General features: G+C 73.0%; 8 protein-coding genes. 1 reads left to right on the top strand and 7 read right to left on the bottom strand.

Annotation, left to right across the window (positions count from 1 at the left end):
- The 4 genes from B7X32_RS17935 to B7X32_RS17920 form a co-directional block, all read right to left on the bottom strand.
- The coding region (locus B7X32_RS17935; protein WP_292722733.1) for an ATP-binding cassette domain-containing protein at positions 1–310 on the bottom strand (310 nt) is incomplete at its 3' end.
- Positions 311–589: 279 nt separating this feature from the next.
- Entirely contained in the window at positions 590–1447 is an 858-nt protein-coding gene (locus B7X32_RS17930; protein WP_292722731.1) for a polyphosphate kinase 2 family protein, read from the bottom strand.
- A gap of 63 nt (positions 1448–1510) precedes the next feature.
- The gene (gene menD / locus B7X32_RS17925) at positions 1511–3112 is read right to left on the bottom strand and encodes a 2-succinyl-5-enolpyruvyl-6-hydroxy-3-cyclohexene-1-carboxylic-acid synthase (protein ID WP_292722728.1); all 1602 of its coding nucleotides are present in this window, start codon (positions 3110–3112) and stop codon (positions 1511–1513) included.
- Positions 3113–3204: 92 nt separating this feature from the next.
- Positions 3205–3564, bottom strand: a complete 360-nt coding sequence (locus B7X32_RS17920) for a PLD nuclease N-terminal domain-containing protein (RefSeq protein WP_292722727.1) — start codon at positions 3562–3564, stop codon at positions 3205–3207.
- A 126-nt stretch (positions 3565–3690) separates the two neighbouring features.
- Between B7X32_RS17920 and B7X32_RS17915 the strand changes: the two genes are divergently transcribed.
- Positions 3691–4044 (top strand): DUF4229 domain-containing protein, encoded by a 354-nt coding sequence (locus B7X32_RS17915; protein ID WP_292722726.1) that lies wholly within the window; start codon positions 3691–3693, stop codon positions 4042–4044.
- Between the two features lie 48 nt (positions 4045–4092).
- On the opposite strand, the gene B7X32_RS17910 is transcribed toward B7X32_RS17915, so the two are convergent.
- The 3 genes from B7X32_RS17910 to B7X32_RS17900 form a co-directional block, all read right to left on the bottom strand.
- Positions 4093–4737 (bottom strand): dihydrofolate reductase family protein, encoded by a 645-nt coding sequence (locus B7X32_RS17910; protein ID WP_292722723.1) that lies wholly within the window; start codon positions 4735–4737, stop codon positions 4093–4095.
- A 33-nt stretch (positions 4738–4770) separates the two neighbouring features.
- Positions 4771–5064 carry a DUF4287 domain-containing protein gene (locus tag B7X32_RS17905; RefSeq protein ID WP_292722720.1) on the bottom strand — a complete coding sequence of 98 codons (294 nt, stop codon included), beginning with the start codon at positions 5062–5064 and terminating at the stop codon, positions 4771–4773.
- A gap of 20 nt (positions 5065–5084) precedes the next feature.
- On the bottom strand, positions 5085–5379 hold a 295-nt coding region (locus tag B7X32_RS17900), incomplete at its 5' end, for a cupin domain-containing protein (protein ID WP_292722718.1).

The following is a 5379-nucleotide window of genomic DNA, read 5'->3' as shown; positions in this document are numbered from 1 at the left end:
GAAGCCCGTGCGTCGCGGCGAGCGCGCGCAGGTGGTTGCGGGCGGAACGGCCCGTGTGGACTGCCTTGGCGTCCAGCAGCACGCCGACCTCGGTGAGGGGCGCGTTCAGGCTGCGGTACTCCTGGCCGTTCACGGTGACGCGGCCCGAGCTCGGGCGGTCCAGGCCCACGATCATGCGCATCGTGGTCGACTTGCCGGCGCCGTTCGGTCCGAGGAAGCCGGTGACCGAACCCGGCTGGACGGTGAACGACACGTTGTCGACCGCGGTCTTGGGTCCATATCTCTTGCTGAGGCCCTCTGCTGTGATCATGCCTTCGACGCTATGCGGCGAGGGGGTCCGCGCACATCCCTCTGGAGGATGACTCCGGGAAACCCCGAGGATGACTCCGGCTAACCCGAATGGCCACGCGGCTCCGCGGATCCGGGCTCGCGGGGGCGCTGGGCTCGCGCTGGGCTCGCGCCGTGGCGCGCTACAGCGCCGACGCCCCCTCGCAGTGTCCACGCCCCCTCGCAGGAACGCGCGCAGGAGGGGGCGTCGATCCCACGAGGGGGCGTCGACGACCCGACCTGGGAGCCCCAGGCCCGGGGATCAGCTCGCGGCGAGGCGCTTCATCTCCGCCGCGACGTCGTAGTCGGCGACAGGCCACTGCGGGTCGATGTCCTCGAGGGCGGCCAGCAGCAGCTCCTGCACCGCGAGGCGGGCGTACCACTTCCGGTTCGCCGGGATCACGAACCAGGGGGCGTCGTCGGTCGAGGTGCGCGCGAAGACGGTGTCGTACGCCGCCATGTAGTCGTCCCAGAGCAGGCGCTCGTCGGTGTCGCCGGGATTGAACTTCCAGTGCTTCTCCGGACGCTCCAGCCGCTCCATGAGGCGCTGCTTCTGCTCGTCCCGGGAGATGTGCAGCATGACCTTGATGATGCGCGTGCCGGAGTCGGCCACGCGCTTCTCGAAGTCGACGATCGCCCGGTAGCGGCGCTCGATCTCCTCGGCCGGCGCGAGCGCGCGCACCCGGCCGATGAGCACGTCCTCATAGTGCGAACGGTCGAAGACGCCGATCTTGCCCTCCGCGGGCAGGCGCTTCTCGACGCGCCAGAGGAAGTCGTGCTGCAGCTCCTCGGCGGTCGGAGCCTTGAACGCGGCGAGCTCGATGCCCTGCGGATCCACGCCGCCGACGACGTGCCGGACGATCCCGCCCTTGCCCGCCGAGTCCATCGCCTGCAGCACGAGCAGCACGCCCGCCTGCGCCTCGCCCACCGCGGAGCGCGCGAAGAGGCGCTCCTGCAGGTCGCCGAGTGCGGCGAGGCCCGACGCCAGCGACTCGGCGCCGTCCGCCTTCTTGCCCTGGTATCCGGGCGTCGCATCGGGATCGACCCCGCTCAGACCGGCGGGGGTGACGCGGAGGACTTCCGTGGCGGGGGCTGTCCACCCGGCGGAGTGCTGGCTCATGGCCCCATGATGCCGCATCCGCGCGGCCGCGTCGGGGCGGACCGGATCCCGGCGCGCCGGGCGTCAGCGCGCCAGCGGAACCTCGATCAGCTGCGGCCCTCCGACCTCCGCAGACAGCGCGCGCTGAAGCTCGTCGCGGGTCGCCGCCCGCGCATAGGTCCACCCGTACGCGGCGGCGAGGGGGGCCAGCGCGACGGACTGGGGCGTGTAGAACGCGCGGTCCAGATCCTCCGCCGCGGCGGTGCCGGCGACCTCGAGCCCGTCGAAGATCGTCCCTCCCCCGTCGTTGCCGACGACGACCTGGAGCCGCGGGACCGCTTCGTCGCCGGGCAGCAGCAGGGATCCCACGTCGTGCAGGAGCGACAGGTCGCCGAGGAGCACCCGGGTGACCCCGACCCCGCCGGCGTCCTCGTCCGCGAGTCCCGCGGATCCGGTCGCCGCGGCGAGGGCGATGCCGATGCCCGTCGCGATCGTGCCGTCGATGCCGGCCAGCCCGCGGTTCGCGTGCACGTGCATGTCCCTGCCCGGGAGCACCTGGTCCGCCACCCGGACGATCCGGGAGGATCCGAAGACCAGCCGATCGTCGGACCCGGTCGCCGCCCACACCGCCCGCACGAGCGCGGCGCGGTCCAGCGCCCCGTCGGCTCCCGCACCGTCCGCGCACGGCGCATCGGGCCGGGTCCATGCGGCCAGCCACGCCTCCGCGTCCGCGCCGGACTCCGCGCCCGTCTCGACCTCGATCGCGCGCGCGTCGGTCGCGGCGCCGGAGAGGTTCAGCCGCTCGCCGCCGCGGCGGACGGCGATCACCTCGAGGTCGGTGCGGCGCAGCAGCGCCGCGACCTCGCGGCTGAGCGTCGGGTGCCCGAACACGATCACCCGCTCGATCCGGTCGGCCAGCGCGGTGTCGCGCAGCCGCTCGCGGTAGGCGGGGACGACGTGGGCGCCGAAGCGGGATCCGCTCACGATCTCCGCGACCAGCGGCCACCCGCCGGCGCGGGCGATCCGCTCGGCCTCCGGACCGGCGTCCGCCCCGGCGACGACGAGCGTGCGCGGCCCTCGGCGGACCCGCAGCGCCGCCCCGGGTGCGGGGCGCGGCGCGGATCCGGGAGCGGCGCGGAGCGGATCCGGCATCGGTCCGGACAGCGGCTCGCGCAGGGGCAGGTTCAGGTGCACGGGTCCGGCGACGCCGTCGAGCCCCTCGCCCGGGGCGCCGAGCGCCACGGCCACGGCCTCGGCGGCGAGCGTCTCGAAGAGCGCCGGATCCGCCTCTCCCGGCACGGGCGCGTCGATGCTCGACCGCGCCCAGGGCCGGTACATGCCGGGCTGGATCGTGGCCTGGTTCGCCCCGACACCGCGGAGCTCCGGAGGACGGTCGGCGGTGAGGAGGATCAGCGGGACTCCCGCGTGGAAGGCCTCCATCGCGGCGGGCAGATATCCGGCGGCGGCCGTGCCCGAGGTGCAGACGACGGCCGCCGGCGCCCCGGATCCGCGCCCGAGGCCCAGGGCGGTGAACCCGGCGACCCGCTCGTCGATCCGCACGTGCACGCGCACGGATTCGGATCGGGCGAGGGCGACCGCGGCGAGCGCGAGCGCCTGGGAGCGCGACCCGGGGGACAGCACGATGTCACGGACCCCGTGCGCGATGAGGCCGGTCAGCAGGCGCACGGCCGCCTCGGTCGCCGGAGAGGGAGACGGAGACGGCTCTTGCCCTGCGGTCCCCGCCGCAGCGGACGCGGGATCCGCGGAGGGCCGCGGCGTCACGGGCGCGGGCCGGGGGTGTCGGTGTCGCCGCGGTCGTCGAGCCGGGACAGCTCCTCCTGGAGCTCCCGGATCAGCCGCTCCTGCTCGGCAGCGCTGATCCGGTCGGCGGGCCGCGCGGCGGGATCGACGTCGTCGAGCGGCAGGTAACGCTCCTGATCCGCGGTGCGTCCGCGCCGGGTGCGCCCGATCGTGAACCACAGCAGGCCGCCGATCACGGGGAAGACGACGACGATCGCGATCCACACGCCCTTGGGCACGCCGCGGTGCCGGCTCGCCGGCTGCACGATGCAGTCGACGATGCTGAACACCCAGAAGACCGCGGCCAGGAAGCCGCCGATCACAAGGAAACGTGCCACCCTTCCAGTGTAGGCATGCCCGCGGCCGACGGATCCGTCCCGCGGCAGCGCCGGAGGACCCATGGACCGAGCGTCGGCATAGGGGCCTCACAGCGCGTGCCGAACGCGTCCTCTTAGACTGAACGGGTGAAACTTCCTCCCCTGCTCGTGTACTCGGTGCTGCGCCTGCTGGCGTTCCTCGTGCCGCTGGGGATCCTGTGGTTCTTCTTCCCCATCTTCCGGGAGTTCTGGTGGCTCGCGGCCCTGTTCGCCGCGCTCATCGGCATCAGCATCTCGCTGCTGTTCCTGCGCAACCCGCTCTCCGACGCCTCGCGTGCGATCTACGCCAAGCGCTCGTCGAAGGTCGCCTCCGCTCCCTCCGACGAGGACATCGAGGACGCCGGGGCTCCCGCCGCCGAGGGGACGGACCAGAGCGGCCCCGATGTGAACGGCCCTGATGCGAACGGATCCGGCGACGCCGGATCCCGCCACGCGGCCTGACGACTACCCGGCCCGACCGCCGACGTCGTCCGGGGGCCGCCCGTCCGCTCAGTCGCGCGCGAACGTCACGTGCACGACACCGCTCTCGGCGACCTCGCTCGTGACCGTGTAGTCGCTCTCGAGCCCGCGCAGATCCGCCCACAGGTTCTTGCCGCGCCCGAGCAGGATCGGCGTGATGCCGACGTGCAGGCGGTCGACCAGCCCCGCGGCGAGGAACGAGCGCACCGTGTCGACGCCGCCGCCGATGCGCACGTCCGCACCCGCCGCCGCGGAGGCGGCGAGCGCGAGCGCCTCTTCGGGCGCGGCGTCGAGGAACCGGAACTCCGTGCCGTTGGCGAACGAGATCGGCGCGCGGCCCGCGTCGTGGGTCAGCACGAAGACGGGGCAGCGGAACGGCGGCTCCTCGCCCCACCAGCCGCGCCACTCCGCGTCGTCCGGGAAGTTGTGCAGCCCGAACATGCCCGCGCCCATGATCTCGGCGCCGATGTTCTCGAAGTACGCGGCGCCGTAGCGGTCGTCGACGCCCGTGGTGCCGCCCGACGGATCCCCCAGGACGCGCTCGCGGAACGTGCGCGTCGCCGTGTACGCGGCCACGAGACGCCCCCAGTCCTCGCCGAACGGGTTCTCCGGGGTCTGGTCGGTCGTCGTGGCGTACCCGTCGAGGGAGATGTTGAGGTCGGCGCGAACGGCCATGTGCGGTGTCCTTGCTGGTAGCGGGTGGCGACCTCACCCGCGGTGCGGGTTCGAGTCCTTGCCGTCGAGCCAGAGCGTATCGCTCGCATCCCGGTGCACGCCATCGGTACCGACGTGCTTCGTGCTGATGTGGGATCCCTTCGTGATCACATGCACGATCGCCATGCCGTGGCCGCGCCCGAGGTCGTACTCGCTCTTCAGCCACTCGAGGATCGGCGTCGCCTTGGTGTCGGGGCCGAAGCCCTGCGCGGCGGCGAGGTCGACGAGCTGACGCGGGGCGAGTCCGGTCTTCGTCTCGACGGCGTCGAGATATGCCTGGAAGGACATGGTGTTCTCCTCGGGTGCGGTCAGTCGACCACGGTCTGGATGATGACGGCGGAGGCGTGGATGCCGATCAGTCGCATTGTGCCCGATCCGACGTTCTCGAAGCGATGCGGCACGAAGGCGGGGCCCGTGACGGTGTCGCCCGCGGTCGCGGTGATGGTGCGGTCGCCGACCGTGAACGCGGCGTCGCCCTCCAGCACGACCCAGGTCTCGGGATACGGATGCCAGTGCAGCAGGGATCCCTGCCCCGGCTGGTTGTCGACGTAGAAGTACGAGACGCCGGCGCCGTGCTCCGCGCCTTCGAAGCGTCGTCCGAAG

This window comes from Microbacterium sp. 13-71-7 (genome assembly GCF_002257455.1).
GTDB lineage: Bacteria > Actinomycetota > Actinomycetes > Actinomycetales > Microbacteriaceae > Microbacterium.
This window is presented reverse-complemented; position numbering and strand designations above follow the sequence as displayed.